We start from the raw sequence: 26,689 nt of genomic DNA on the forward strand, positions 1-26,689 counted from the left end.
CTAGGATGTTGCCGATGAAACTGTATACCTATTTTCGTAGTTCTGCGGCTTACCGAGTTCGTATTGGCCTGAATTTAAAAGGTCTGACTGCTGAACATGTCCCTGTGCACTTAGTCAATAATGGTGGTGAACAACATAGTGAAAGCTACCGTCAGATCAATGCGAGTGAGCTGGTGCCCACATGGGCAGAGCAAGATTTTGTCTTGACCCAATCGCTAGGCATTCTTGAATATTTAGAAGAAAAATTCCCAGACACAGCCCTGCTCCCTCAAGACTTGCAGCAGCGTGCTTTGATCCGTGCATTTAGTTTAAGTATTGCCTGCGATATCCATCCACTCAACAACCTACGGGTACTTCAGTACCTGACGAGTACATTGGAAATAAGTGATGAGCAGAAGAAGGCTTGGTATAAACACTGGATTTTAACGGGCTTTAAAGCCCTTGAAGCACAACTGGAACAGTCAAATGACAAATTCTGTTTTGGCAATCAGCCGACCCTAGCGGATTGCTGCCTGATTCCACAAGTCTATAACGCTCTACGTTTTAATCTTGATTTATCCGATTATCCAAAAATTTGTTCGATCTATACCCATTGCAACAGTTTAGAGGCCTTTCAACACGCTGCACCTGAAATGCAGCCTGAAGCTGCTTAAGTTTTTTATAAGGATATAAAAATGACCATTCAAATTGAAAAAATCCACCATGTGGCCTACCGTTGTAAAGATGCCAAAGAAACGGTGGAATGGTACAAAAAAAATCTAAATATGGATTTCATTCTCGCCTTTGCTGAAGACCATGTCCCCTCAACCAAAGCCTTTGATCCCTATATGCACCTATTCCTAGACGCAGGAAACGGTAATGTGCTGGCTTTCTTTGAACTACCAACCCAGCCTGAAATGGGTCGTGATGAAAACACCCCAAAATGGGTGCAGCACATTGCACTCAAAGTCAAAGACCGTCAGGCACTGATTGATGCTAAAGAACACCTAGAAGCCAATGGCATAGAGGTCTTGGGCATTACCAATCATGGTATTTTCCACTCAATTTATTTCTTTGATCCAAATGGCCATCGTTTGGAACTGGCCTATGACGATGAAAAAGCACCACAAAAAATTGCCATGATTACTGAACAAATGAAATATGACATGCTGGAAGAATGGAGCAAAACCAAACGCGCACCGCAGCATACGCATTTCCTACATGCAGATGAATTAAGCCATAACTCTCGTACCGCCAAAGTAGACGCCTAAGTCTGGCGGAAGTTGTGCTGATGGTGAATGCCTTAGAGGCAAGTTCAACGATGATAAAAAAACACAAAGCAGCTTCGGCTGCTTTTCTGATTTCAATAGATAGGTTTTCTTATTTTAATTAGCTACTTAGAGTAGCTTGAATCTCCTATCAATCATCAATAATTGCTTTCCATTTGCTTCACGGCGAATTCTATTTCCGTCCTCCTCCGTATCGAATCAAATCGAATTGTTCATGCATGAAACCTGTCTATGCATCCCTTTAAACTTATACGTTTTAGCTAGTCAAGTAGGCAGCAATTTCATCAGCCGCAGCTCTTGCTGTTCTGGACACTCCAATTAAAGTCGCCGATGCCATGCCTGTCCACTCACCATAGCCAACCAACCATAAATTATTTACTTTCATTGAACGCCCATTATGGACAGCAACCGTTTGATCAGGTTCTACCACATCAAGACTTCTTAAATGATTCAGTGAAGCTTTGAACCCTGTACACCAAATCACAGCATCTACGGCTTGTGTTGTACCATCCGCCCAAACAACTGAATGTTCTTCAAATGCATTAAACGGTTCTCGGCTATGTAATACGCCACGTTCACGGGCCTCTTTGACAGTGTCTATCATGACAATATCACCCAGACCACCAACAGGCTGATTGATCACTTTACCTTCCTGTTGGGCTTTTAAACGCTCCGTTGCCCGAAGAAACAAGACCCGCCCATCAACATCATCCGATAAAAATTGAGGTGGTGTTACTGTGACCCAAGTGGTATCTGCAACTTTTGAGACTTCAGCAAGAATTTGTGCACCAGAGTTGCCACCTCCAACCACGATCACTTTTTTATTGATGAAAGGCTCTGGATTTACGTAATGAGCTGAATGTATTTGTATCCCTTCAAATCGCTCATGTCCTTCATAATGTGGAATATAAGGTTGACTCCATGTTCCTGTAGCACTGACCACCGCTTTAGCTCGCCAATATTGTTCGCCAGCATACACATCTAAATAGTCATCTTTTTGTTCAATATGATCGACATGGACTGGCCGAATGGTCGGAAATTGATAGCGTTGCTCGTATGCCAACAAATACTCGATCACTTCATTTCGCGTTGGGTAGGTGTGTTCAGTCGTTGGCATCATCCAACCCGACAACGAACTCCATGTATGCGGTGAAAAAAGATGTAGCGACTGCCAAGCATGCAGCCATGCACCGCCCGCCTGCGATTGATCATCTAAAATCACAAATGGAACTTTTTTACGTTTGAGAAAATAAGCTGTAGCAAGTGCCGACTGACCACCACCAATAATAACCACATCGACTTGTGCTTGTAGTTGTGCCAAAGCATCTCTCCTCTTGATTATAGTGAAGCCATATTCATAATTAAAAAAGCCCAGTCTATTCAACAAACTAAGTGACTTTTAAAAACTGATCAAATCTGTAATTGGACTTTTCAATTACACAAGCTACTTTTCAACATCTTTGATCATCTAGAGTTTATAAACTCCGTTGATTGACACGCTTAGATAATTCTTCTGCCGACTCTTTTCGCTCTGAATAGCGGTCTGTAAGGTACTGACTTTGCCCACGCGTCAGTAGCGTGAATTTATACAGCTCCTCCATAACATCGACAATTCGATCATAAAAGGCTGAAGGTTTCATTCGTCCATCTTCTTCAAACTCTAAAAAAGCTTTGGGAATAGACGATTGATTTGGAATGGTGATCATGCGCATCCAGCGGCCTAAAATACGCATCTGGTTTAAGCTATTAAAAGACTGCGAACCACCACTGACTTGCATGAGCGCCAAAGTCTTGCCTTGGGTTGCACGAATCGCACCACCTGCCAGTGGAATCCAATCAATTTGTGATTTAAAAATTGAACTCATGGAGCCATGACGTTCCGGCGAACACCATACCATCCCTTCTGCCCATGCGAGTAGATCATGCAACTCTTTAACTTTGGGATGCTCAGTGTCCGCATCTTCAGGTAAAGGCAGCCCTTTAGGATGAAAGATTTTTACTTCGGCACCAAACTGCTCCAAGATACGTCCTGCTTCCATTACAGCCAAACGGCTGTATGAACGCTCACGGTTTGAACCATACAGCAGCAAAATACGGGGTGGATGATCTAGCGCTTTGGCCTGTACTTTTTCTAAAGTCGGCTGATCGAGAAGATTCATATCTACATTTTGGAGAGTCATAGAAATTACACCTCTGCTTTAAAAAACTTTTTTCTAAGCCACAAAGACACACTGACTAAAGCAATCAACACTGGTACTTCAACCAGTGGACCAATTACAGTAGTAAACGCCACAGGTGAAGCTAAACCAAAAGTTGCAATGGCTACAGCCAGCGCCAATTCAAAATTATTTCCCGCAGCAGTAAAAGAAATGGCTGTGGTTTTAGGATAATCGTTCCCCATCCATTTGCTCATGAAGAAGCTGATGAAGAACATCACGATAAAGTAAATGGTCAATGGAATGGCAATACGCAAGACATCGAGTGGCAAGCTCACCACATCGTTTCCTTTCAGGCTAAACATCGCCACAATCGTGAATAATAAAGCCAACAGACTCAGCGGACCGATCTTCGGTAAAAAGACATGTTGATACCAATCCAAACCTTTAGCTTTCACTAGAGTGAATCGCGTCATAAAGCCAAGGAAAAATGGAATTCCCAAATACACCAGTACCGCATGGGTAATCGTCCAGAAATCGACATTGATCACTTGCCCTGCAACACCAAAATAAGGTGGTAAGAAGGTCAAGAACAACCAAGCATAGGTACTGAAAAATAAAATTTGGAAGATACTGTTAAAGGCCACCAATGCAGCAACATATTGGTTATCCCCACAGGCCAAACCGTTCCACACCAAGACCATCGCAATACAACGAGCCAGTCCTATCAGGATTAAGCCTGTCATATACTCTGGATAGCTATGTAGAAAAATAATGGCTAATGTAAACATTAGTACTGGTGCTATCACCCAGTTCTGTACCAAAGACAAAGTTAAGGTTTTTTTGTCTTTAAACACTTGTGGTAGCGCGGCATAATCCACTTTTGCCAAAGGTGGATACATCATCAAAATCAAACCTATCGCAATTGGAATATTGACGGAATCCACACTCATTTTATCCAATGCCACTGAGGCTTGTGGAAAGAACACACCGATCGCAATTCCCAACCCCATCGCAATGAAAATCCATAGCGTGAGGTTACGATCTAAAAATGACAGTCTTTGTTGAGCCATGATGTTCTCATTCAATATCTGAGATGTGATTGATTGCAGCAATCAATTCAGGACGAGACATGTGCGCTGTATCGAGTGCCAACAATGCATCTAAACGACGATTAATATGGTCTACAGTCACTTGGAAAGCTTTGAGCTTCTCTTCTTTCGGCAAGTCTAAATGCGAAGGATCAGCTAAACCCCAATGTGCCTTGATCGCTCCACCCAAATAAAGCGGACACGCTTCTTGCGCTGCTGAATCACAAACCGTAATCACTACGTCAGGTTGATATTGTTCACAGTCATCAATGGTTTTACTCCACAAACCATCTGTTGAAAGACCTAGATTTTCTAAAGTTTCTATGGTCAGTGGATGTACTTGCCCTGATGGCTGACTACCCGCACTGTATGCTTTCCAACCCTCTGGGGCACGACTATTAAACAGCACTTCTGACAGGATGCTACGGCAACTATTTCCAGTACACAAAAAAAGGAATTTCATATTGTTCTACTCGCAATAACTATTGATTTGTTGAAATGATGGAGCAACTTTTGGCTGTAAATCAGCATTTTTAAGGGTATTAAGTACGTCTATACACCAAGTAGGTAAATTGGGATTGAGACTGTAATAGACCCATTGTCCTTGACGTCGATCTTGTAAAAGACCAGAAGAGCGTAATAAGGCTAAATGCCGTGAAATCTTGGGTTGGCTGAGTTGTAGTTTTTCAGTCAAATCACAAACACACTGTTCATTATTTCCAAGAACCAACATGACGATGTTGAATCGCGTTTCATCAGCCAAACATTTAAAGAAATTGATTTGATCCATACTTTCACTCACTCTGACATATGGATATATCAATATTCACATATATCCATGAAATTTTTATTTCAATCGCTGCCCATTTGCATCAAGTACTTGTTCACCGTCTTCTTTAGTGAAAGCACCCTTTTGTGGGAGTGGTAAAATTTCTAAAACTAGTTCTGACGGACGACTTAAACGAGTTCCTAATTCAGTCACCACGAATGGACGGTTAATCAAAATTGGATGCTGAAGCATAAAATCTAAAAGCTGTTCATCCATCCAATCATCACGTTCTAGCTCTAGATCATGATAAGCATCAACATTCTTACGAATCGCTTCTCTCACCGTTAAACCTGCATCCGCGATCATTTGAATCAGTTCATTTTTAGATGGAGGTGTTACAAGGTACTCAATCACTTCAGGTTCAATATTGGCATTACGGATTAACGCCAATGTATTACGTGATGTACCACATTCAGGATTGTGATAGATCTTCACTTTTGGAGTAGCAGTCATTTACTCAAACTCAATGGAATCTTTACATATATTTATATATGAATAATCATATATATGCAACTCCATATTTAAAGAATGAAAAATGATCTATATTGAATATATAGTGATCGAATGAGCATGTTAAAATTAGATAAAATATAAGATTTAGAGGTCAAACTATGGAAACAGTCATGATTACTTTGATCTTAGTTATTATTTTGATTTTACTAGGGTCTGTTGACATTTACTGTTCATAATTAACCCTATAAAGGTAGCCATAAAAATATACAGGCTAAAGCAACAGAACTTTGATAATTTCTTTTGAGCTTGTCATATCGAGTAGCTATTCCTCTAAATTGCTTTAATCTACAAAACATATTTTCAACTAAATGCCTGATTTTATATAAATACCAGTCCATATGGTCATTGTTCGATTGGCTATTTGTTTTCTTTGGTATATTCGCTTTAGTCCCTGTTTTCCTGATCTGTTCACGCAGTGGTTCTGAATCATAGCCTTTATCTGCACATACCACTTTTGTCTCTTTTAAATCTAATGTTGATATTAAATCAGGTGCAACTTTAACATCATGTGTGGTTCCATCGGTAATCATGAAATCAATAGGATTGCCATGTGCATCAACAATCAAATGTATTTTTGAGGAGTTTCCTCCTACACTTTTAGAAATAGATTGATTCGCTATGCCGGCAGAATGTTGATGAGCACGTACATGAGAGCCATCAATAAAAATCCACTCCATATCGGGGCATGAGGCTAGTAATTTGAATAATCTAAGTAACTTACCGCTGCTTGACCAACGATTAAAACGTTTGAAAATAGAGTTGGAATGACCAAAACAAGAAGGAATATCTCGCCACGGACAGCCTGTTCTAATTCTATAGAGAATAGCTTCAATAAAATTGCGTAAATTTGAGTTGTGGTGAATGGATAAATTACGCAGAATAACTTTCAACTTTTGCCAGTGTTGATCTGTCAGCATGGTACGAGGCATAGCGAATAGTAAAATTGGGTTCGGCGATTTGATTTTACTACTTCGCTATTTTTTTAAGCTAAAAGTGTCAACACACCCTAGTCATATTTTATAACAAGTAAAAATAAACTATGGCTTTTGGGTCTATGAATAGACTCAGTAATGCCCCCCAATTAATCGGTAAAAAAGTAAGACAGCTTTTCGCTCTCTTCTTAGCTTAGGAATTTCTGAATTATAGCCCATAAAATCAGCAACGCCCTCTAACGCTGTCATAAAGCGTTAGAGGGATAATGATCTCAAGATTGTATTGCTTGGGCTGTCTAATTTGCCGTATTAGGCACCATCACCAGCCCAAACCATATCCACTTTTTTTAAGCATTGCTTAATGCACTGGCTAAATCACCAGTACCCTTCAAGTCAGACACCTGTCCCTCCAAAGGCTGACTAAATTCAATACGCTGAATCTTTGCTGCCCGCTCTGCGGAGAACACTGGGATTTGACTCATCGCAAATTCAGACAGTGCGGTAATGGTCAGTGAGGGATTCACACCTAAATTTCCAGGTACAATCGAACCATCTAATACGCGTAAATTTTGATAACCAAAGACTTGACCAGTGAAGTCCACAACACCATTCGACTTGTCATTGCCCATCGCGACACCACTCATAATATGTGCTGTCGTTGGCGTTCCCAGTAGAATTTCAGTAAGTGCAGAACCTGGCTCTCCACCCAACTTTTGTGCAATCATTTTAGTGGCTTCTTCAGCCGCTGGGAATGAAACGGTGAGTGGCGTGTCCCCTTCTTTTTGCACGGCAGTGATACTATTTTTGAACAGTCGATACCACTTTCTACGCCATTCAAAATGAATAAACGCTTCAGACTTTTGCATTACCAATAAAATAATAGAGTCTTTGGCTTTACCCTTATAACGCAGTACTTTAAAGGTTTTTAAGGGATGTATTAAAGTGTTGAACACAAACTTCATAAAGCGCATAAAGCCCTGACCGGTCACCATCGGCACGTATGGAATATAAATCCATGAAGCATCCGCACCTTCAGGGAAACGTGTGACCTCGATATTGGTATCTGCATCGACTGAAATAAAGGAGCTGATTGCCACACCATCATCCAGTTTTTTACCAGTATTGTTCACTGTGGTCAGGGTTTCCGAGTTCGTCCGAACTTCCTGTCCCAGCAATGAAGAAATATTGGGTAAAGTTTTATGCTGATCACGCATTTTTAACAACATCGGTACAGTGCCCATTACACCCGCAGATAACACCACCCCATGACTGCGCAAACTATACTGACGAACTTGTTTCCCAAGGGTTTCTTTGACTATTACTTCGTAACCTGCGCTACCATCTTCATTCAGTGGTTTAATTTTCACCACTTCTGAACTTGGACGAATTTCAACGCCATTACGCTCAGCAAAATACAGGTAATTTTTCATGAGGGTATTTTTTGCATTGTTGCGACACCCCAACATACAAGCACCACAATAAATACAGGAGTTACGATCTGGCCCATCTCCATTAAAATACGGGTCTTTCGCTAATTGACCTTCCTGACCAGCTGCTTGCGAAAAGAATACCCCTGTGTTGACCGTTTTAAAAGAGTCTGCATATCCAATTTCACTCGCAACTTCTTTTAACGTGTCATCTGCAATATTGGTATAAGTATTATTCGCTGTACCCAACATACGTTGAGCGAGACCATAAAACGGCTTTAAGGTTTCTTTCCAGTCTTTACGAATCTTGGTCCACGCCTCGGACTCAAAAACAGCATCAGGTGGAATTAAATGTACATTGGCATAAATTTGTGAGCCCCCACCAACGCCTACCCCGTGCAAAATGGTGGTTTTACTGGTGAAAGTAAATTGCATCGTACCTCTGAATCCCAGTTCAGGACGCCACAAATAGTTTTTGGTGTCTAAATTGGTGGTTGGAAAATCCTTATCTTCACGGCGTAAGCCTTTCTCCAAAATCAGGACTTTATAGCCTTTTTCACTAAGGCGTAAAGCACTGACCGATCCACCAAAGCCTGAGCCAATCACAATTTGATCATAATCAAAATCTATTTTATTCATCCTATTAACTCCTTTAATAGTTTTATTTTTCTGTTTTTAAATTTAAGCGCTTATGACTTCATCCGAATCAATAAATTCAACAGCCAATTGGCAAATTTTCCGTAAGGCGGCGCGAGAAACTTCAAGCTTGAAAAACCCGCCTGATAAAACACAGGACGCATTTTGGAAAAAGTCAAAAAGCCTTCATAGCCATGATAGTGCCCCATCCCGCTGGCACCGACTCCACCAAATGGTAAGTCATGCTGCCCGACATGAAATAAGGCATCATTGACCGAAACCCCGCCCGACATAACTCTGCTGATATAAAATTCGACTAAGCTTTTGTTATTGCTAAATGGATAAAAGGCCAATGGACGATCACGCTGAACAATATAGTCAACAACATCTTCAGGCTTTTGGTAGGTTTTGACCATCAAGATCGGGCCAAAGGTTTCACGCGTATCAATTTCCATCTCATCATTACTGTTCAACACCAAAGTCAGTGGAAATTTTCGTGTCGCAGCATCAGGCTCTTGCTGATTTAAATTAATTAAACTAGCCCCTTTGGCTTCAGCATCTGCCAAGCTATGTACTAAGCGCTGAAATGCACGCTCATCAATCACAGAAGTATAATCTTTGCTATGAATATCAGGCACATGTTCCTGCACCCAAACTGATGCCGCTTGAATAAACGCTTGTAACCTCGACTCATGTACAAATAAATAATCGACATTGGTACAAATTTGTCCCGCATTAAACTGTTTCACAAACATAATGCGTTCTACAGCTTTCTCAATAGGGTATTTAGGGTCAATCACCGCAGGAGATTTACCACCCAGTTCCAGAGTCACAGGGGTTAAGTTTTGTGCTGCAGCAGCCATGACTTTACGCCCTGTCGCACCAGAACCAGTAAACATCAGGTGGTCAAACGGCAATTTTGAAAATGCGATACCCACTTCACCAGTCTCATCGAAAATCTGTAATTTTTCCGCTTTAAAATATTTGGGGCTTAACTCAATCAGCAATTCAGCCAAATGTCTTGAATTTTCAGACATTTTAACCATAGCCGTATTTCCCGCAGCAAACACGGCCGACAACTGTGAAAACATCAAATTGATGGGAAAATTCCACGGCACAATAATTCCAATCACCCCCAGTGGCTGAGGAATTACGCGGTTCTTCGCACCAAAATACAAGCTATGATCGACATGTCTTTTTTGTACTTTAGTCCACTGTTTCAAGTGTTTGATGCTGCCGTTAATATCATCTGTGACCGTAATAATTTCTGCCAGTAAGGTTTCATGACGTGAACGATTGCCATAATCTCGATTCAGGGCTTCAATAATTGCTTCACGGTGATCGTTAATCAGTGCTTTTAAATTCAGTAAATGTTGCTTACGTTGCGCAATCGTTTCAATGCCTTGTTGATGAAAGCTTTTGCGCTGCAATTGAAAACAATCGTGTAATGTCTGTTCTATCACTGTTTGCTCGATATGAGGCTGAACCGTAAGTTGCATATGCTTTTCCTTTCACGGCTAAAAATGGTGATTCAATACTTCTTTTCTATGTTGATTGAGACAATCTCTTATCCTACTTTAACAAATGACTTGAATTATGCTTGACTTTTTAGGACACTAAATTGATCTTTTAGGACAACACGGAATGTTGTAATGGGAAGTTATATTCGTGCAGCCAGCCTCGGCGGTTTTGAAGACTTAGTCCGTAGTTATGGCGTAAACCCTATAGAAATCTTGAAAGAGATCGGGATTTTACCTGCTTTACTCCGTGATCCAGATTCATTTATTCATTATGATCATTATTTAAATTTATTGGAAAAAGCGGCCTTAGCTTGTCAGGATGATTGCTTCGGTTTAAAACTCGGTGCACTCCAAAATATTAGCACAATCGGTTTGATTGGCGTCTATATGTCCCGACAAATGACCATACTTGAAGCCTTAAGCGTGGCGCAAAAATATGTCTATTTACATGCTGAAGGCATTGTCTTCCACGTCTCGCAACATAATGCTCTGCTCTGTAAGCTGAACTTTGTGCGTTTAAGTGAATACAACACCGATGTACCACAAAAATCACAACTGGCCATTTGCCTTGTCGCGAATATTTTAAAAGATTTGATTGGCCCGCAGTGGCATGCAGAAAAAATTTGCTTCAAGCAAAAAGCACCACAAAAAGGTGCTCAAACTTTCCAAGCACATTTTTCATGTCAGGTAGAGTTTGAAACCGATGAAGATGCACTTTATTTTCCTGCAAGCTTTTTAAGCTATAAACCCTATAATTTTAATGAAGATGCCATCAATCAGCTGATCGTACAGCAGCTTGAAACACAAAGCAGCACCAAAACTGAAGACAATACCGCACTGATAGAGAGTTCAGTCCGCATGCTGATGGCGACAGGAGACTGCAGCATTGAAAATATCGCACTCTGTATGGGCATGCATCCGAAAAAGCTTCAGCGCGCTTTAAAAATGCAAGGAACAAGCTATCGAGATATACTCGAAAATGTCCGAAAAAAAGAAGCACTGCGTATGCTTGATGCAGGCAATGTGAATTTGACGGATATTGCTCTACAGTTGGGCTATGCAGAGTTATCTATTTTTAGTCGCAACTTTAAAAGTTGGTTTGGCGTTCCTCCAACCGAGTTAAGAGACAAAAGTCGAAGCCATATTGTATGACTTCTGGTTTTGCTACTTTGTTCAATAATGAGCATACCTCTGAGTTTCAAGATCAAACCAAATGGCAATATTTCCACGATTAATGAGAACTCGGTTATATGAGGAGCAATTGCTTGTACGGTCAATTTTAGGTGCTGGCTTCTTCATTCGGAAATTATATTGCTAAAGATGGCTTTAAGAATAGGTTTGTACAACAAAGCCCATCCTTCTAATCATTTATGGTTCACAGTAGAGCGATAGCGAACTAAAACTCTAAATTTTTTAATAAATTATGCTTTTAACGGTATAACAAAACTACAGCTTAATTTAAGTCAAGATTGAGTGCTGATTACACCGCTTAATAACCACCTGTATTCATTCATCTATATTTAAAACTAAAGATTTTTGTTCTTAACATTTGTTTCAGCTTTTATATATTTTTTATAACACAACGCAATATAACCGCAACAATTATCATTGTCGCTGTAGACAATATTAATCATGTAAAAAACAATAACTTGATCTTCTAAATAAAAATAATCGATAAATGATCTACGAAATATAATTTTGTATTATAAATACAGTAAAGAAAAAAGTGATACGAATCACAAAAAGGATTTATTTTTACGCTTAATTGAGTAAATTTTAACCAAAAAATAAATTTTATATTTCAAATTATATATTTATATTTTTCATTAACTTAAGTTGAAAAAAAGTGTTTTTTTAGTGTAAAAACTCTATTGCGATCACTTTTTGAACTGATTAGTTATGTCTAGAGCATTTACTCTTATTTTAATTGTGCTATTTTTGTGACACGGAGTAACAAATGATTTCGGTTAACCGACTTCTCCAAAAGCCAAAAAACATAAACACAAAATGAGCAACAAACATTTGCATTTGCACCTCAAGGAAAGACGTAGAATGAAATTAAAGACATTAACGACAGCAATGATTTTAGCAACTGTACCAATGACGGGGGCATTTGCCGCTGCTCTAGATCGTTCAGGTCAGTCAATCTCTGCATTCTTGCAACCTGGTAATTACTTTGAAGCAGGTATTTCTGTATTAGATCCAGATGTATCTGGGAAGGCTATTTCAACTGCTGGTGGCGGCAATCTTTCTGACATGGGAGATGATTACTACTTCCCCTCAGCTGCTCTTAAATTACAAGTAACAGACCACTTCTCATTTGGTTTGATCTATGACCAACCATTTGGTGCTGATGCTGCATACTCAACAAGTGACCCACTTGTTGGTCTCAATACAGGTTTGTTACACTTAAACGGTGAAGCAACTGAAGTAGAAGTTGACACTCAAAGTTTGTCTATGATTTTTGGTTTCCAGCCAAATGAAAATTTCAACATTTATGCTGGTCCTGTTTATCAAACAATTAAAGGTAATGTTCAATTACGTGGTGCGGCATATGGTTCAGCTAACGGCCTTGGCTTATATAATGCTGATTTAGATGAAGATGGTGCAGTTGGCTGGTTAGCTGGCTTTGCTTATCAAATTCCTGAAATTGCTTTAAAAACATCTATCACTTATCGCTCTGAAATTGACCACAAAGCATCTGCTCGCGAATATGGTCAAAGTAACGTATTAGCATTTGTTGGCAGTAGCCCTGTTTACGATGTAGCAACAGATGCAAATATTACAACTCCCCAATCTGTTAACCTTGATTTCCAAACAGGGATCATGGCAAATACAGTTGCCTTTGCAAATGTACGTTGGGTGAATTGGAAAGACTTTTCTATTGACCTAAAACAATTCGGAACTGTTGCAGATACTCTAGGTGCGCTAGGCCAGACTCCAGACAACCCAAATGGCTTTGATATTGTTGGTTATACTGATGACCAATGGTCAGCAAACGTAGGTGTAGGCCGTAAATTTAATGATCTATGGGCAGGTAATGTCTCAGTAGGTTGGGATTCTGGTGCAGGTAATCCTATATCAACTCTTGGCCCAACTGAAGGTTACTGGAATGTTGGCTTAGGACTTCAATATAGTCCAACACCTGCAACCTTTATCGCTGGTGGTGTTAAATACTTCTGGTTAGGCGATGCAAAAGCGCAAGTCGCATCTAACTTTGGATCAGATACTTATGTTGCAGAATTTAATGACAATGATGCTTTAGCTTATGGCTTAAAAATCGGTTACAAGTTCTAATTACTAATACTGAAAAAACCATCTGCAAAGATGGTTTTTTCATTTTCAACAATGACACCTACGCTCTTTTTTATACACTTGTGATTCATTTGAGCAACAAATAAACACTTAAACATTTTGCATAATATTCAATCAGCCACTCAGCATTTAAAAATAAATCCATATAAATCATAAAATTAATATTTTTTTTTAGTGTTTTTACTCTACACAAGTATATTTTTTAACTTTTCAGTTCATTTTACAACCGTAGTTGAGCATTTACTCTTTTTGTATTTATGTTACTTTTCGTGCCAATCACTTACATAAAGCTACAACAAGGAATGTTCCCTATGAAGCTTACAGCTCTTCGCTCGGCTATTTTGCTCAGCTTAATCCCAACAACTTCTGTCATAGCTGGCGGTCTAGATCGATCTGGGCAATCAATGTCTGCTTTTTTTCAATCGGGCAACTATGCTGAAGCTGGTTTTACAGTAATTGATCCAACTGTAGAAGGTACCTCTACAGTTGTTAAAGATGAAAAAATCAGTGATATGGGAGGTGATTACTACTTCCCTTCTGCAGCGATTAAAATACAGCCAACCGATAATATTTCACTAGGATTATTATATGATCAGCCTTTCGGTGCTGATGCAACCTACTCATCAACAGCAGGTACATTTGGTAATGGTACGGAAGGAACTTCTGTTGAAGTTGATACTCATAATCTAACTGCGCTGATTGGTTACCAACCCAACCAAAACTGGAATTTTTATGCAGGCCCCGTATATCAAACAGTTGAAGGAAAAGTTTCATTACGTGGCGCCGCATACGGTGGTACTCGTCTATTAGGTGGCTACGACATAGATCTCAAAGAAGATGATGCTTTCGGTTGGATTGCAGGTGCCGCATACTCTATTCCTGAAATTGCACTTAGAGCTGCTATCACTTATCGCTCTGAAATTAAACATGAACTTGATACTTCAGAAACATTTGCCCTAGGTGCTGTTGTTCGTCCCAACTCAAACACAGAAGTTGTTACACCTCAGTCTGTAAACATTGATTTGCAATCAGGTGTCGCTAAAGATACCTTAGCTTTTGCAAATATTCGCTGGGTACATTGGGATCAATTTGCAGTTAAGCCAACATATTTAGCTGCTGCAACACAAGCTGCAAGAGGTAAAGCACAAAATCTAATCGACTATTCAGATGATCAGTGGTCTATTACAACAGGTCTTTCTCATAAGTTTAATGATAAATGGGCTGGTTCAGCTTCTGTTGGTTATGACTCTGGAGCAGGTAACCCTGTTACGACACTTGGCCCTGTAGAAGGAAACTGGAGTATTGGATTAGGCGCTCAATATAGCCCTGCACAAAGCTATTTCATTGCTGCTGGCGTACGTTACCTATGGTTAGGTGATGCAGATGCACAAACAGGTGGGAATGTTGTTGGTAGCTTTGAAGATAACAGCGCCCTTGCATATGGTATGAAAATTGGCTATCGCTTTTAATTAATCTATGTTAACTAACATTGAATTCAATGAAAAATGGCGCTAATTGCGCCATTTTTTATTATTTTAAAATCAATATATTAAGCAGGAATATCACGAACTGAAGCATTACGAATTGCCTCTTTTAAAGCTGCATAACCATGAATTGCAGGGAATTGTGGGAACTCTTTAATCACGTTTTCTGGTGCATCAAACAAAAAACCTTTATCCGCTTCACCCAGCATAGTGGTGTCATTATAAGAATCACCTGCGGCAATCACACGGTAATTTAGTCCATGCAATCCTTTAACTGCTTCACGTTTTTGGTCAGGTTGGCGCAGCTTATAGGTTGTAATCATACCCTTTTCATCAGTCTCTAACTTATGACAAAAAATCGTTGGCCAGCCCAGCTGTTTCATTAATGGGTGCGCAAACTCATAGAAAGTGTCTGACAAAATAATCAGCTGAAAATGTGTACGTAACCATTCAACAAATTCTTTTGCGCCTGGAAATGGGCCCATCTCAGCAATGACTTCTTGAATATCATTTAAGCCTAAACCATGTTCTTTTAATATATTCAAACGCTGCGTCATGAGCACATCATAATCAGGAATATCACGTGTGGTTGCTTCAAGCGCTTTAATGCCTGTTTTTTTAGCAAAGTTAATCCAAATCTCTGGAACTAACACCCCTTCTAGATCAAGGCAAACAACTTCCATGAATACTCCCTTTTATTTACGTGGAAAAATTTTGAACTATCATAGCTTAATATTTGTCTAATGCATTGCTGTTTTTTAAATCTATTTTTTTCATAAGCATTTATTTTTTAGTGATAAGTGGTTTATTTCAACTCTATTAAAATGCACAGCAAATAACGTAATATAGGTCTTGTTAGATTCCAAGCCTATTGCCAGGATACTCATGACAACCATTCCAACTATTGATCTTGTTGATGCTCTCGCAGCTGAATATGCAGACAAATCACCAAGTGAAATTTTAGCACTTGCACTGAATCAAACGGGTGAAATTGCCATCTCGTTTTCAGGTGCAGAAGATGTCGTACTTATTGATATGGCTGCTAACTTAGGTAAACCTTTTCGTGTCTTTAGCTTAGACACAGGACGTTTACATGCAGAAACCTATCAATTTATCGAAACTGTGCGTAAACACTACAACATTAATATCGAAATTTGCTTCCCAGAAGCAGATGCCGTTCAACAACTGATCAATGAAAAAGGTTTATTCAGCTTTTATCAAGATGATCATAAAGAGTGTTGTGGTATCCGTAAAGTTCAGCCTTTACGTAAAAAATTAGCGACTTTAGATGGTTGGATTACGGGTCAACGTAAAGACCAAAGCCCAGGCACACGAACTGAGATTCCAGTTATTCAAGCAGATGCAGGCTTTTCAGGCGAAGGCAAACAATTGATTAAATACAATCCTCTTGCCAACTGGTCAAGTGCCGACATTTGGAGTTACATCCGCATGATGGAGGTACCTTATAATCCATTGCATGAGCGCGGTTTTATCTCTATCGGCTGTGAACCATGTACGCGTCCAGTGTTACCAAACCAACATGAACGTGAAGGACGTTGGTGGTGGGAGGAAGCGACACATAAAGAATGTGGCCTGCATGCAGGTAATTTAAAAAAGTAAAGACTAAAACCACTGCAAAGCAGTGGTTTTTCGCAACCAATGGATACACACAAAGCGCTCCCATTGTTAAAAAAAGTCGATATACTAGGTTTAGTTCTATAATTCTAACAAGATTGCTCATATAGGAGCGGTCAGATATTGCAGTGAGGCAATCCAGACTATGCGTCCATTACATCCGATTGACTTTATTTTTTTATCGCTTGAAAAACGCCAACAACCCATGCATGTGGGTGGATTATTCTTATTCCAAATCCCTGAAAATGCACCTGCTAGCTTCATTCAAAATTTAGTTGCAGATATTCGTAACTCCAAATCTATTCCTATTCCTCCATTTAACAACAAACTCAATGGTTTGTTTTGGGATGAGGATGAAGAGTTTGATCTTGATCACCATTTTCGTCATATCGCACTCCCACAACCAGGGCGTATTCTTGAACTACTCACCTACATTTCACAAGAACACAGTAGTTTAATTGACCGCGCTAAACCGTTATGGACGTGTCATATTATTGAAGGGATTGAAGGGAATCGTTTTGCGATGTACTTCAAAATTCACCATGCGATGGTGGATGGTATCGCGGGTATGCGTTTGGTGGAAAAATCATTATCACAAGATCCAAACGCAAAGAGTATTGTGCCACCATGGTGTGTTGAAGGCCCTCGTGCGAAGCGTTTAAAAGAACCGAATGTTAGTCGCTTTAAGAAAATAATGAATGGCGTAATGGGCCAGCTTGAGTCAACACCACGTGTCATGTATGAGTTGTCACAAACCGTCATGAAAGATATGGGACGTAATCCAGATTATGTTTCAAGCTTCCAAGCACCCAGCTCTATTCTTAACCAGCGGGTTAGCTCCTCCCGCCGTTTTGCAGCACAGTCTTTTGAGTTTGACCGTTTACGTCATATTTCTAAAAGTTTGGATGTCACGATTAATGACATCGTACTGGCGATTTGTTCAGGTGCCTTGCGTGAATATTTATTGTCCCAAGATGCACTTCCTAAAAAGCCTTTAATTGCCATGGTACCTGCCTCTGTTCGCGATGATGATTCGTCTATGTCGAATCGTATCACCATGATTTTGGCAAATTTAGGCACGCATAAAGAAGATCCACTAGAGCGCCTCGCAATTGTTCGTCGCAGTGTGCAAAATGCCAAAGAAAAGTTCAAACGCATGAACTCAAACCAAATTCTAAACTATAGTGCGTTTGTTTATAGTGCGGCAGGACTCAACATTGCCTCAGGCTTAATGCCTAAGCGCCAAGCGTTTAATCTGGTGATTTCAAATGTCCCTGGCCCACGTGAACCGTTGTATTGGAATGGGGCACGACTCGATGCACTATACCCTGCCTCCATCATTTTGGATGGTCAGGCACTCAACATCACCATGACCAGTTATTTAGATAAACTTGAAGTTGGTTTGACAGCTTGTCGAAATGCACTGCCGAAGATGCAGAATCTACTCACACACTTAGAGGAAGAGATTCAACGCTTTGAAGCGATTGTGGGGGTCGAAGGCCCAAAGTTGCAAGCGGTCAGTTGATGCCGCAAAACGAATCAGAAATACAAGAATAATTAATAAAACTAAGGGGCTTCGATAAGCCCCTTAGTTTTTAATGCTACGACATTGTTTTAATAATTGATGACACGCACTACGAATCATGGCAGTTGTAATTTGTACTTCTTTACCCTGATCATCCACAATATACGCATTATGCGTTACTTTCGTATCTAATAAATGTTTCAAACCAGGTTGAATAATTGCTTCTCTAACACCCATATCACACCTCATTTGCTAAACCTATTTGGGAGAATAAGCTTTGGCTATTTCCGTGTTTCTAGTATTAAAAATCTAAGATCGAAAGTAAAATTTCAGTTGTAACAACTATTTAACCATATATTGTTACAATTTCAGCTCAGAATGATATCGTATTGCTCTTGCGTATATAAATTTTCCACCTGAAATTTAATCACCCGACCAATGAAATGCTCTAAATCCGCGACTGCTGGCGCTTCTGCGGTTAACAAGCGGTCAATCACTGATGGATGCGCAACGACAGTAAAGCCAGTCTGAGATTGATACGCACGTGTATATCTCATGATTTCTCGAAAGATTTCGTAACATACAGACTCAGCTGTTTTCACATAACCCCGTCCCTGACAGGTCGGGCAAGATTCACATAATAAGTGCTCTAATGATTCACGCGTACGTTTACGTGTCATTTCGACTAAACCTAACTCAGAAACCTGTGTAATTTTGGTTTTTGCATGGTCTTGCTCAAGCATCCGTTCAAACTGAGTCATGACCTCAGTTCGATGCTCCTGCTCTTGCATGTCAATAAAGTCGATAATAATAATACCGCCTAAATTGCGTAGTCTCAGCTGACGTGCAATGACCTGTGTCGCTTCCATATTGGTTTTAAACACAGTGTCTTCTAAAGAGCGGCCACCCACATATGATCCTGTATTGACATCAATGGTGGTCATAGCTTCAGTCTGGTCAATCATCAAATAACCACCAGACTTCAACGCAACACGCGTCTGCAGTGCTCTTTGAATGTCTTCTTCGACATTATACAAGTCAAAAATTGGGCGCTCACCCGGATAGTGAATGAGACGTTCTTTGATATTCGGGACAAATTCTTCTACAAACTCTTGGAGCTTGCCATGTATTTCACGCGAGTCGACTGAAATTTTAGCGGTCTTTTCACTCGCAAGATCGCGAATAATGCGTTGGGGTAACGGCAGTTCTTCAAAAATTAACGATGGCACCGCAATACTGATTTGCTTGCGCTGAATAAATTCCCAAAGTTTTGCCAAATAAGCCATATCTTGTGCAATAGCAGCTTCCGCAATCCCATCAGCAGCTGTACGAACAATCACTGAACCCGGAAGTTTATGTTCCGCTTGAATACGCTCAATCATCGAACGTAAACGATCACGCTCAGCTTCAGACTCAATACGTTGAGACACACCCGTATGATTGCCATAAGGCATCATCACTAAATAGCGCGAAGGAATGGAAAGGTCGGTTGAAAGCCGAGCCCCTTTGGTTCCCAGCATATCTTTCATGACTTGAACGGTAAGAATTTGTCCCGGCTGTAAGAGCTCAAAAACATTGGGTGTGGGTTGATTACGTGACCAAACCATATCATTAATATGTAAAAAAGCAGTTCGTGACAGTCCAATATCGACAAAAGCAGCCTGCATTCCCGGAAGAACACGCACCACTTTACCTTTATAAATATTGCCCACTAAACCACGTTTCACCGTACGCTCAATAAATAATTCATTGACCGTGCCGTTTTCAATTAACGCGACGCGACATTCCATAGGCGTGACGTTAATTAATAACTCGTCAGACATAACAAACTCAAAACATTATAAAAAATCTTTTGAGACAGTTAATTTAGTGCCTTAACTGCCTGTAATAACTGTACCGTTTCATGCAACGGTAGCCCCACGACATTGCTATAGCTTCCCTCTATACGTGGAATATAACGTGCTGCAATGCCTTGTATGGCATAGGCTCCCGCCTTGCCAAGAGGTTCAGATGTAGCCCAATATGCTTCCATATCATTCAGGCTTAAATGCTGAAATTCGACTTCAGTACGAACTACTATACTTGAAATTTGCGTATTTGTACGGACACAAACTGCAGTATATACATCATGCTTACGCCCAGAAATTTTTTCCCACATTTCAAATGCATGCTGCTTAGATTCTGGTTTGCCTAATATCTCTTGATCGACCCCTAAACTAGTATCGGCAGCAATCACAATTGCATCAGGATATTGAAGCTGTACTGCCTCAGCTTTGGCACATGCCAGTCGCTCTACATAATCGGCTACCGACTCGCCTGCTTGTACAGATTCATCAATATCTGGACTATAGATATCAAAGACTAGACCGAGCTGTTCAAGCAGCTCGCGGCGACGGGGCGAACTGGACGCTAAAATTAAACGCGCCATTTCTTCAAGATGAAGTAGACAATGGGGAAAGTAAGCACACTACTCAACAGCGGTTGCCAATGACGTGCAAGGGAAAACTGTGCCCCAATCATAATTTGTGCGATCCAGGTAATAAACAAATGCGCGACCACAGCCAAGGTGGTGATGACCCAAATATTGGCAAAGGTCATAATCCGACGTTCACGCGTTAAAAAACGGGACACAAAAGTAATCAGAACAAAACTAAGCGCATTTAAACCCAAAGGTGCATCAAGTAGTAAATCGGTGAAAATCCCAACTGCAAAGGCAAACCAAATCCCGCTCCATGTCGGCTGGCACAGCACCCAAAACAGCATCACCATCATCATAAACAATGGACGCCAGCCAGAGAGCGCATAAGACAAAGGATAAACCATTAACACTGAAGCAATGATCACCGAAAAAATGATCGGAAATAACGGGTCACGCTGTTTGGCAGCACGAAGTTTAGCGATCGGCATGCGGTTGCTCCATCGCTAAAGAATCGGAAAATAACACAACGACATGATGCCCACCCGCTAACTGTGCAGCAGGAACAACATCAATTTGAGCAAACTCACCTGAATTATGACGACTGATTTTTGAAATGGTGCCCACCAGATAACCTGCTGGAAAATGCTCACCTAAACCAGAGCTATACACTTTTTCACCCACTTTGATTTCGGCACTGGTCGGCACGTATTCCATTTTCAAATGCCCCAAATCTCCAGTCCCTGAAACAATGGCACGCATTCCAGATCGCTCTAAGCGAACCGAAAGAGAATGTTCTTTATCTGAAAGCAACATGACGCGACTACTATGCGGATAGACATTAATAATCTGTCCCATAATACCTTTGTCATCGAGCACGGTTTGCCCGACTTTTAACTGACTGTTGGCACCACGGTTTACCACAATAATATGGCGCAATGGATCGGCATCTGTCCCAATGACTTCTGCAATTTCCATACGACCATCAATGATCAACGGGGTATCTAACAGACCGCGTAAACGCGTATTTTCCGCAGATAATTCAGATAATTTTTGTAAACGCACCTGCGCCTGCAATAACTCGGCTTGCATCGCGGTATTTTCACGGCGCAATTGAGCTTCAGACTTGGTTTGTTGATTCAGCCACTCTCGCGATAACACGGGATAACTTGCTACGGCATAAATTGGATTATAAGCGGCGTACAAGACATCTCTTGCAGGTTGAATCACATGTGGCATGCGCCAGTTAAAAAACAGCACGACCAAACATGTGATCACTGCAATGATAAATGAGCGAAAAGATGGCGGTTGTCTGGAAAACAGATTTGTTTGCACCCGCCGATTCCTTTATTAGCCTACAAATAACATGTCGTGATTTGGATTATCGAAGAATTCTAAAACTTTACCACCACCACGAGTGACGCACGTTAGAGGATCTTCTGCAACCACCACAGGTAAGCCTGTTTCTTGTGCAAGAAGTTTATCGAGGTTACGCAGTAATGCACCACCACCTGTCAACACTATACCGCGCTCAGCGATGTCTGAAGACAGCTCAGGAGGCGTTTGCTCAAGTGCAGATTTCACAGCTGAAACAATACTTTGTAATGGATCAGAAATCGCTTGCGTAATTTCGTCCGAAGTCACAGTGATCGCACGTGGCACACCTTCAGCAAGGTTACGGCCGCGAACTTCAATTTCAAGTGCTTTGGCATCGGCTTCTGGTAAAGCCATACCCACTTCTTTCTTGATAATTTCAGCGGTGGTTTCACCAATCACGCAACCATGTGCTTTACGTACGTAGTTAATAATTTGTTCATCAAATACATCACCACCAATACGTAGTGAGTCAGCATAGACACAACCTTGCAGTGAAATAATCGCAATTTCAGTTGTACCACCACCAACATCGACCACCATTGAACCGCATGCTTGTTCAACTGGCATACCCGCACCAATTGCAGCAGCCATTGGTTCTTCAATCAAACGAACATCACGCGCGCCTGCATTAAATACAGCTTCACGAATAGCACGACGTTCAACCAAAGTTGATTTGCAAGGCACACACACCACAACACGAGGTGCTGGTGGGAACAGACGTTTTTCATGTACTTTACCAATAAATTGGTTCAGCATGGTTTCGGTCACTTCAAAATCGGCAATCACACCATCCTTCATTGGACGAATGGCAGAGATATTTGCAGGTGTACGGCCCAGCATTTGCTTTGCATCAAGACCTACCGCGGCAACGATTTTTTGTGAACCACTGTGACGAATTGCCACAACTGTCGGTTCATTTAATATAATGCCTCGTCCTGGTGCATAAATAAGTGTATTTGCTGTACCTAAATCAATGGCTAGATCGGGCGAAAACAAGCCAATTAGTCTTTTTAGAATCACGGAGACGTTCTCGATTAAACTTTATGTGGACGCAAGGTGGCAACTTTAACTAAATGTGATGATTTGAACAAGTCAATCGCTTATTATAACGCACGATATTTTGAAATTTTTTAATACTGACTCAGGTGATGTTATGTCTACATCGGATGCACAGCATTCTGCAGATTTAAATGCACAAACAGTTTCAGCAATCGCCAATCTTGCTCGATTGTCGCTAGATGATACGCAATCTGCTGAATATGCTCAAAGTCTAAATAAAATTTTAGGCATGATGGAAACCTTAAAAGGCATCGACACCGATGGTGTTGAGCCGCTTAAAAGCCCATTTGATCACCCACAACCCTTACGTGAAGATGTGGTTTCAGAAACCAATCATCGTGATGAATATCAAGCCATTGCACCGCAAGTGCAAGACGGTTTGTACCTAGTTCCTCGCGTGATTGAATAATTTCTATTCAGTTAAACCATTATTTTGTAAAAATTAACGTAAAGACATTTCTCATGACAGATTTACATCGCTTATCGATTCGTGAACTCTCTGAGGGTTTAGCTGGGGCTAAATTTTCATCTCGCGAACTGACTGAACATTATTTAAAGCGCATTGCAAAACTGGATACACAAGTTAAATCTTATGTAACCGTGACTGCAGAACAAGCGCTTGCACAAGCCGATGCTGCCGATGCTGCAATTAAAGCAGGAACAGCAACCGCATTGACAGGTGTGCCGATTGCACACAAAGACATTTTCTGTACCCAAGGCATTAAAACCACTGCGGGCTCTAAAATGCTGGACAATTTTATCTCTCCTTACGACGCCACCGTTGTAGCGAAAGGTAAAGCTGCGGGCCTTGTCACTTTAGGTAAAGTGAACATGGATGAATTCGCAATGGGTTCGACCTCTGAAAACTCTTATGCCAAAATAACAGCAAACCCTTGGGCACTTGACCGTATTCCAGGTGGTTCTTCAGGTGGCTCTGCTGCTGCTGTGGCTGCCGACCTAGCTCCATTTGCAACAGGCACAGATACAGGCGGTTCAATCCGCCAACCTGCTGCACTCTGCGGTTTAACAGGGCTTAAACCAACTTACGGTCGTGTTTCTCGCTTTGGTATGATCGCTTATGCATCGTCTTTAGACCAAGGCGGTCCAATGGCTCGCTCGGCTGAAGACTGTGCGTACCTGATGAACGTGATGGCAGGTCATGATGCGAAAGACTCAACATCTGTCAACAAAGAAGTTGATGACTACGTAACGAACTTGAATGGCATGCCTGTAAAAGGTTTACGTATTGGTGTTCCAAAACAATACTTCTACGATCGTCCACTAGATGTTGATGTTCGTGATCGTATTTTCAGCGCATTAAGACAACTTGAGAGTATGGGAGCAGAATTAGTTGAGATCGACCTCAACATGACTGAAAGCTACGTGCCGACCTATTACTTGATTGCGCCTGCTGAAGCGTCATCAAACTTGTCTCGTTACGATGGCGTACGTTATGGCTACCGTGCTGAGAACCCAGTTGACCTGATGGACTTATACAAACGTTCACGTTCTGAAGGTTTTGGTGCAGAAGTGCAACGTCGTATCTTGATTGGTACATATGCGTTGTCTGCGGGTTACTACGATGCGTACTATGTGAAAGCACAAAAAGTACGTCGTTTAATCCAACAAGATTTCTTAAAAGCATTTGAAAATATTGATGTAATCGCGGCTCCAGTTACAACTTCAACAGCATATCGCTTAGGTGCAAAATTAGCACCTGAAATCACCTATGCTGAAGATATTTATACTATTGCAGTCAATTTAGCCGGATTACCTGCTATTGCCTTCCCATGTGGTTTTGCAACGCGTCAATCAGATTATTATCCTGACGAACCTCGTGATCCAAATGATTTAGGTCATGGAACATCTGGTTCTTGTGATCCTATCGACTTACCTGTGGGCTTACAGCTGATTGGTAACTATTGGTCAGAATCGCAACTGTTGTCTGTGGTACATCAGTACCAACAAGCGACGGATTGGCATACGAAACGTGCGGCAATTGCTGAGGAGAATGCATAATGGCTCAAGCTCAAAAGAAACCCAAGTCGTTATTAATTGATGGCTGGGAAGTCGTTATTGGGATTGAAATTCACACTCAGTTGGCGACCCAATCTAAAATCTTCTCAGGTTCTTCGACTGAATTTGGTCAAGACCCAAACACCCAAGCTAGCCTAGTTGACTTGGCAATGCCAGGTGTACTACCTGTATTGAACAAAGAAGTGGTCGATTTAGCCATTCGCTTTGGTTTGGGTATTGATGCTTACATCGACCAAGCGTCTGTGTTTGCACGTAAAAATTACTTCTACCCTGACTCTCCGAAAGGCTACCAAATTAGCCAGATGGATAACCCGATTGTGGGCTTGGGTCATATCGATATTCAACTTGAAGATGGTACGGTAAAGCGCATTGGCGTAACGCGTGCTCACCTTGAAGAAGATGCAGGTAAATCGATCCATGACCAGTTTGAAGGCATGTCAGGCATCGACTTAAACCGTGCAGGTACACCTTTACTTGAAATCGTGTCTGAACCCGATATGCGTTCGGTTGAAGAAGCGGTGGCTTATATCAAGTCGATTCACACTTTAGTGCGTTGGTTGGGTATTTCTGACGGTAACATGGCGGAAGGTTCATTCCGTGCCGACTGTAACGTGTCGTTGCGCCGTCCGGGTCAACCGTTCGGTACACGTTGCGAGTTGAAAAACCTCAACTCATTCCGTTTCATTGAACAAGCGATCAATGTTGAAATTGAACGCCAAATGGAAATTTTGGAATGGGATGGCACGATTGACCAAGAAACGCGTCTATTCGACCCTGTGAAGATGGAAACACGTTCGATGCGCTCGAAAGAAGAAGCGAACGACTATCGCTACTTCCCAGATCCTGACTTGTTGCCTGTGATTATTTCAGATGCGCAAATTGAAACTGCTCGTGCTGCATTACCTGAACTTCCTGCGGCGCGTCGTGAGCGTTTCGTAGCGGACTTTGGTGTCACTGAGTACGATGCGCATGTGTTGACGCTGACCCGCGAAATGTCAGACTTTTATGAAGTGGTTGTGGCTGCTGCTGGCGGCACTGCACAAGGTAAAGTGTCTGCAAACTGGGTGATGGGCGAATTCTCTGGTGCTTTAAACAAAGCAGGATTAGAGCTCGCAGACTCTCCTGTTTCGGCTGAAAAACTGGGCGGCATGGTTGCACGTATCGTGGATAACACCATTAGCGGCAAGATTGCGAAGCAAGTATTCGGCTTTATGTGGGATGAAGGCAAAACTGCGGACGAAATTATTGCGGAAAAAGGCTTGAAGCAGGAAACTGATACAGGTGCGATTGAAGCGATTATTAAAGACGTTCTTGCTGCCAATGAGAAGATGGTTGAAGAGTTTAAATCTGGTAAAGAGAAAGCTTTCAATGGTCTTGTTGGTCAAGTAATGAAAGCATCTAAGGGTAAAGCTAACCCTGCACAAGTAAATGAATTGATGAAGAAATTGATTGGTTAATACAATCTAATT

The 26,689-nt window shown here is 41.2% G+C and carries 25 protein-coding genes and 2 pseudogenes; 10 read left to right on the forward strand and 17 right to left on the reverse strand.

What is annotated here, in order from left to right; all coding sequences use genetic code 11:
• Nucleotides 1-14: 14 nt before the first annotated feature.
• Nucleotides 15-653, forward strand: coding sequence for a maleylacetoacetate isomerase (maiA, locus tag AC4CU3_RS03935; protein ID WP_279044765.1), 639 nt, complete (start codon nucleotides 15-17; stop codon nucleotides 651-653).
• A 21-nt stretch (nucleotides 654-674) separates the two neighbouring features.
• Nucleotides 675-1,250 (forward strand): VOC family protein, encoded by a 576-nt coding sequence (locus AC4CU3_RS03940; protein WP_005005954.1) that lies wholly within the window; start codon nucleotides 675-677, stop codon nucleotides 1,248-1,250.
• A 274-nt stretch (nucleotides 1,251-1,524) separates the two neighbouring features.
• Here AC4CU3_RS03940 and AC4CU3_RS03945 read toward each other — a convergent pair whose 3' ends face one another.
• The 9 genes and pseudogenes from AC4CU3_RS03945 to AC4CU3_RS03985 all read right to left on the reverse strand — a co-directional run bounded on the left by AC4CU3_RS03945 (nucleotide 1,525) and on the right by AC4CU3_RS03985 (nucleotide 10,351).
• The gene (locus AC4CU3_RS03945) at nucleotides 1,525-2,589 is read right to left on the reverse strand and encodes an ArsO family NAD(P)H-dependent flavin-containing monooxygenase (protein ID WP_126035681.1); all 1,065 of its coding nucleotides are present in this window, start codon (nucleotides 2,587-2,589) and stop codon (nucleotides 1,525-1,527) included.
• Between the two features lie 154 nt (nucleotides 2,590-2,743).
• Nucleotides 2,744-3,448 carry an arsenical resistance protein ArsH gene (gene arsH, locus AC4CU3_RS03950; protein ID WP_242760159.1) on the reverse strand — a complete coding sequence of 235 codons (705 nt, stop codon included), beginning with the start codon at nucleotides 3,446-3,448 and terminating at the stop codon, nucleotides 2,744-2,746.
• Nucleotides 3,449-3,453: 5 nt separating this feature from the next.
• The gene (gene arsB / locus AC4CU3_RS03955) at nucleotides 3,454-4,497 is read right to left on the reverse strand and encodes an ACR3 family arsenite efflux transporter (RefSeq protein ID WP_279044756.1); all 1,044 of its coding nucleotides are present in this window, start codon (nucleotides 4,495-4,497) and stop codon (nucleotides 3,454-3,456) included.
• Nucleotides 4,498-4,504: 7 nt separating this feature from the next.
• Nucleotides 4,505-4,978 (reverse strand): arsenate reductase ArsC, encoded by a 474-nt coding sequence (locus tag AC4CU3_RS03960; RefSeq protein WP_279044754.1) that lies wholly within the window; start codon nucleotides 4,976-4,978, stop codon nucleotides 4,505-4,507.
• 6 nt (nucleotides 4,979-4,984) lie between these two features.
• Nucleotides 4,985-5,305, reverse strand: coding sequence for a metalloregulator ArsR/SmtB family transcription factor (locus AC4CU3_RS03965; protein WP_004981310.1), 321 nt, complete (start codon nucleotides 5,303-5,305; stop codon nucleotides 4,985-4,987).
• 57 nt (nucleotides 5,306-5,362) lie between these two features.
• Complete coding sequence (gene arsC, locus AC4CU3_RS03970) at nucleotides 5,363-5,797, reverse strand: arsenate reductase (glutaredoxin) (RefSeq protein WP_262458753.1); 435 nt, start codon at nucleotides 5,795-5,797, stop codon at nucleotides 5,363-5,365.
• Between the two features lie 223 nt (nucleotides 5,798-6,020).
• A pseudogene (locus AC4CU3_RS03975) lies at nucleotides 6,021-6,786 on the reverse strand (IS5-like element ISAba31 family transposase).
• A gap of 350 nt (nucleotides 6,787-7,136) precedes the next feature.
• Entirely contained in the window at nucleotides 7,137-8,855 is a 1,719-nt protein-coding gene (locus AC4CU3_RS03980) for a GMC oxidoreductase (RefSeq protein ID WP_125269084.1), read from the reverse strand.
• A gap of 50 nt (nucleotides 8,856-8,905) precedes the next feature.
• Complete coding sequence (locus AC4CU3_RS03985; RefSeq protein ID WP_490737986.1) at nucleotides 8,906-10,351, reverse strand: coniferyl aldehyde dehydrogenase; 1,446 nt, start codon at nucleotides 10,349-10,351, stop codon at nucleotides 8,906-8,908.
• Nucleotides 10,352-10,504: 153 nt separating this feature from the next.
• Between AC4CU3_RS03985 and AC4CU3_RS03990 the strand changes: the two genes are divergently transcribed.
• Nucleotides 10,505-11,524, forward strand: a complete 1,020-nt coding sequence (locus AC4CU3_RS03990; protein WP_005399986.1) for an AraC family transcriptional regulator — start codon at nucleotides 10,505-10,507, stop codon at nucleotides 11,522-11,524.
• Nucleotides 11,525-11,554: 30 nt separating this feature from the next.
• Here the strand turns inward: AC4CU3_RS03990 and AC4CU3_RS03995 are convergent.
• A pseudogene (locus AC4CU3_RS03995) lies at nucleotides 11,555-11,671 on the reverse strand (IS5/IS1182 family transposase); the annotation flags it as partial.
• A 753-nt stretch (nucleotides 11,672-12,424) separates the two neighbouring features.
• On the opposite strand from AC4CU3_RS03995, the gene AC4CU3_RS04000 reads away from it, so the two are divergent.
• Both AC4CU3_RS04000 and AC4CU3_RS04005 read left to right on the forward strand, forming a co-directional pair.
• The gene (locus tag AC4CU3_RS04000) at nucleotides 12,425-13,669 is read left to right on the forward strand and encodes an OmpP1/FadL family transporter (protein ID WP_010326172.1); all 1,245 of its coding nucleotides are present in this window, start codon (nucleotides 12,425-12,427) and stop codon (nucleotides 13,667-13,669) included.
• A gap of 329 nt (nucleotides 13,670-13,998) precedes the next feature.
• Nucleotides 13,999-15,156, forward strand: a complete 1,158-nt coding sequence (locus tag AC4CU3_RS04005) for an OmpP1/FadL family transporter (protein ID WP_029574964.1) — start codon at nucleotides 13,999-14,001, stop codon at nucleotides 15,154-15,156.
• Nucleotides 15,157-15,236: 80 nt separating this feature from the next.
• Here the strand turns inward: AC4CU3_RS04005 and thrH are convergent, their stop codons facing one another.
• Complete coding sequence (gene thrH / locus AC4CU3_RS04010) at nucleotides 15,237-15,854, reverse strand: bifunctional phosphoserine phosphatase/homoserine phosphotransferase ThrH (RefSeq protein WP_279044125.1); 618 nt, start codon at nucleotides 15,852-15,854, stop codon at nucleotides 15,237-15,239.
• A 202-nt stretch (nucleotides 15,855-16,056) separates the two neighbouring features.
• On the opposite strand from thrH, the gene AC4CU3_RS04015 reads away from it, so the two are divergent.
• Together AC4CU3_RS04015 and AC4CU3_RS04020 are read left to right on the forward strand one after the other, a co-directional pair.
• On the forward strand, nucleotides 16,057-16,791 hold the full coding sequence (locus tag AC4CU3_RS04015; protein ID WP_279044124.1) for a phosphoadenylyl-sulfate reductase: 735 nt from the start codon (nucleotides 16,057-16,059) through the stop codon (nucleotides 16,789-16,791).
• Nucleotides 16,792-16,951: 160 nt separating this feature from the next.
• Nucleotides 16,952-18,331 (forward strand): WS/DGAT/MGAT family O-acyltransferase, encoded by a 1,380-nt coding sequence (locus AC4CU3_RS04020; RefSeq protein ID WP_279044123.1) that lies wholly within the window; start codon nucleotides 16,952-16,954, stop codon nucleotides 18,329-18,331.
• Between the two features lie 63 nt (nucleotides 18,332-18,394).
• Here AC4CU3_RS04020 and AC4CU3_RS04025 read toward each other — a convergent pair whose 3' ends face one another.
• The 6 genes from AC4CU3_RS04025 to AC4CU3_RS04050 all read right to left on the reverse strand — a co-directional run bounded on the left by AC4CU3_RS04025 (nucleotide 18,395) and on the right by AC4CU3_RS04050 (nucleotide 23,144).
• Nucleotides 18,395-18,568, reverse strand: a complete 174-nt coding sequence (locus AC4CU3_RS04025) for a PA1571 family protein (protein ID WP_171503345.1) — start codon at nucleotides 18,566-18,568, stop codon at nucleotides 18,395-18,397.
• A gap of 131 nt (nucleotides 18,569-18,699) precedes the next feature.
• A complete protein-coding gene (rng, locus tag AC4CU3_RS04030) occupies nucleotides 18,700-20,154 on the reverse strand; it encodes a ribonuclease G (RefSeq protein ID WP_004981336.1) in 1,455 nt (484 codons plus the stop codon).
• A 38-nt stretch (nucleotides 20,155-20,192) separates the two neighbouring features.
• Entirely contained in the window at nucleotides 20,193-20,759 is a 567-nt protein-coding gene (locus tag AC4CU3_RS04035) for a Maf family nucleotide pyrophosphatase (RefSeq protein WP_279044120.1), read from the reverse strand.
• On the reverse strand, nucleotides 20,747-21,238 hold the full coding sequence (mreD, locus tag AC4CU3_RS04040) for a rod shape-determining protein MreD (RefSeq protein WP_058869091.1): 492 nt from the start codon (nucleotides 21,236-21,238) through the stop codon (nucleotides 20,747-20,749). Before mreD ends, AC4CU3_RS04035 begins: the two co-directional genes overlap by 13 nt.
• Nucleotides 21,225-22,082, reverse strand: a complete 858-nt coding sequence (mreC, locus tag AC4CU3_RS04045; protein WP_004694667.1) for a rod shape-determining protein MreC — start codon at nucleotides 22,080-22,082, stop codon at nucleotides 21,225-21,227. Before mreC ends, mreD begins: the two co-directional genes overlap by 14 nt.
• A 15-nt stretch (nucleotides 22,083-22,097) precedes the next feature.
• Nucleotides 22,098-23,144: a rod shape-determining protein gene (locus AC4CU3_RS04050; RefSeq protein ID WP_004694670.1), complete on the reverse strand. Its 1,047-nt coding sequence runs from the start codon at nucleotides 23,142-23,144 to the stop codon at nucleotides 22,098-22,100.
• A gap of 133 nt (nucleotides 23,145-23,277) precedes the next feature.
• On the opposite strand from AC4CU3_RS04050, the gene gatC reads away from it, so the two are divergent.
• Genes gatC through gatB form a run of 3 tightly spaced genes read left to right on the forward strand, consistent with a single transcriptional unit; the run spans nucleotide 23,278 to nucleotide 26,677 of the window.
• A complete protein-coding gene (gene gatC / locus AC4CU3_RS04055) occupies nucleotides 23,278-23,592 on the forward strand; it encodes an Asp-tRNA(Asn)/Glu-tRNA(Gln) amidotransferase subunit GatC (protein ID WP_004694671.1) in 315 nt (104 codons plus the stop codon).
• A gap of 53 nt (nucleotides 23,593-23,645) precedes the next feature.
• Nucleotides 23,646-25,202 carry an Asp-tRNA(Asn)/Glu-tRNA(Gln) amidotransferase subunit GatA gene (gene gatA, locus AC4CU3_RS04060; RefSeq protein WP_279044119.1) on the forward strand — a complete coding sequence of 519 codons (1,557 nt, stop codon included), beginning with the start codon at nucleotides 23,646-23,648 and terminating at the stop codon, nucleotides 25,200-25,202.
• A complete protein-coding gene (gene gatB, locus AC4CU3_RS04065) occupies nucleotides 25,202-26,677 on the forward strand; it encodes an Asp-tRNA(Asn)/Glu-tRNA(Gln) amidotransferase subunit GatB (protein ID WP_279044118.1) in 1,476 nt (491 codons plus the stop codon). The genes gatA and gatB overlap by 1 nt, the downstream gene beginning before the upstream one ends.
• Nucleotides 26,678-26,689 lie beyond the last annotated feature (12 nt).

It is taken from the genome of Acinetobacter sp. 802_lipA, from assembly GCF_058242885.1.

What these genes read in the sequence shown, in the direction of transcription:
- gatC (WP_004694671.1), top strand. Translation starts at nt 23,278, where the DNA reads ATGTCTACATCGGATGCACAGCATTCTGCAGATTTAAATGCACAAACA.
- AC4CU3_RS03980 (WP_125269084.1), bottom strand. Translation starts at nt 8,855, where the DNA reads ATGAATAAAATAGATTTTGATTATGATCAAATTGTGATTGGCTCAGGC.
- AC4CU3_RS04020 (WP_279044123.1), top strand. Translation starts at nt 16,952, where the DNA reads ATGCGTCCATTACATCCGATTGACTTTATTTTTTTATCGCTTGAAAAA.
- AC4CU3_RS03990 (WP_005399986.1), top strand. Translation starts at nt 10,505, where the DNA reads ATGGGAAGTTATATTCGTGCAGCCAGCCTCGGCGGTTTTGAAGACTTA.
- thrH (WP_279044125.1), bottom strand. Translation starts at nt 15,854, where the DNA reads ATGGAAGTTGTTTGCCTTGATCTAGAAGGGGTGTTAGTTCCAGAGATT.
- AC4CU3_RS03965 (WP_004981310.1), bottom strand. Translation starts at nt 5,305, where the DNA reads ATGGATCAAATCAATTTCTTTAAATGTTTGGCTGATGAAACGCGATTC.
- gatA (WP_279044119.1), top strand. Translation starts at nt 23,646, where the DNA reads ATGACAGATTTACATCGCTTATCGATTCGTGAACTCTCTGAGGGTTTA.
- AC4CU3_RS04015 (WP_279044124.1), top strand. Translation starts at nt 16,057, where the DNA reads ATGACAACCATTCCAACTATTGATCTTGTTGATGCTCTCGCAGCTGAA.
- AC4CU3_RS04025 (WP_171503345.1), bottom strand. Translation starts at nt 18,568, where the DNA reads ATGGGTGTTAGAGAAGCAATTATTCAACCTGGTTTGAAACATTTATTA.
- maiA (WP_279044765.1), top strand. Translation starts at nt 15, where the DNA reads ATGAAACTGTATACCTATTTTCGTAGTTCTGCGGCTTACCGAGTTCGT.
- AC4CU3_RS04035 (WP_279044120.1), bottom strand. Translation starts at nt 20,759, where the DNA reads ATGGCGCGTTTAATTTTAGCGTCCAGTTCGCCCCGTCGCCGCGAGCTG.
- mreD (WP_058869091.1), bottom strand. Translation starts at nt 21,238, where the DNA reads ATGCCGATCGCTAAACTTCGTGCTGCCAAACAGCGTGACCCGTTATTT.
- AC4CU3_RS03940 (WP_005005954.1), top strand. Translation starts at nt 675, where the DNA reads ATGACCATTCAAATTGAAAAAATCCACCATGTGGCCTACCGTTGTAAA.
- AC4CU3_RS04005 (WP_029574964.1), top strand. Translation starts at nt 13,999, where the DNA reads ATGAAGCTTACAGCTCTTCGCTCGGCTATTTTGCTCAGCTTAATCCCA.
- arsB (WP_279044756.1), bottom strand. Translation starts at nt 4,497, where the DNA reads ATGGCTCAACAAAGACTGTCATTTTTAGATCGTAACCTCACGCTATGG.
- arsH (WP_242760159.1), bottom strand. Translation starts at nt 3,448, where the DNA reads ATGACTCTCCAAAATGTAGATATGAATCTTCTCGATCAGCCGACTTTA.
- arsC (WP_262458753.1), bottom strand. Translation starts at nt 5,797, where the DNA reads ATGACTGCTACTCCAAAAGTGAAGATCTATCACAATCCTGAATGTGGT.
- gatB (WP_279044118.1), top strand. Translation starts at nt 25,202, where the DNA reads ATGGCTCAAGCTCAAAAGAAACCCAAGTCGTTATTAATTGATGGCTGG.
- AC4CU3_RS03960 (WP_279044754.1), bottom strand. Translation starts at nt 4,978, where the DNA reads ATGAAATTCCTTTTTTTGTGTACTGGAAATAGTTGCCGTAGCATCCTG.
- AC4CU3_RS03985 (WP_490737986.1), bottom strand. Translation starts at nt 10,351, where the DNA reads ATGCAACTTACGGTTCAGCCTCATATCGAGCAAACAGTGATAGAACAG.
- rng (WP_004981336.1), bottom strand. Translation starts at nt 20,154, where the DNA reads ATGTCTGACGAGTTATTAATTAACGTCACGCCTATGGAATGTCGCGTC.
- AC4CU3_RS04000 (WP_010326172.1), top strand. Translation starts at nt 12,425, where the DNA reads ATGAAATTAAAGACATTAACGACAGCAATGATTTTAGCAACTGTACCA.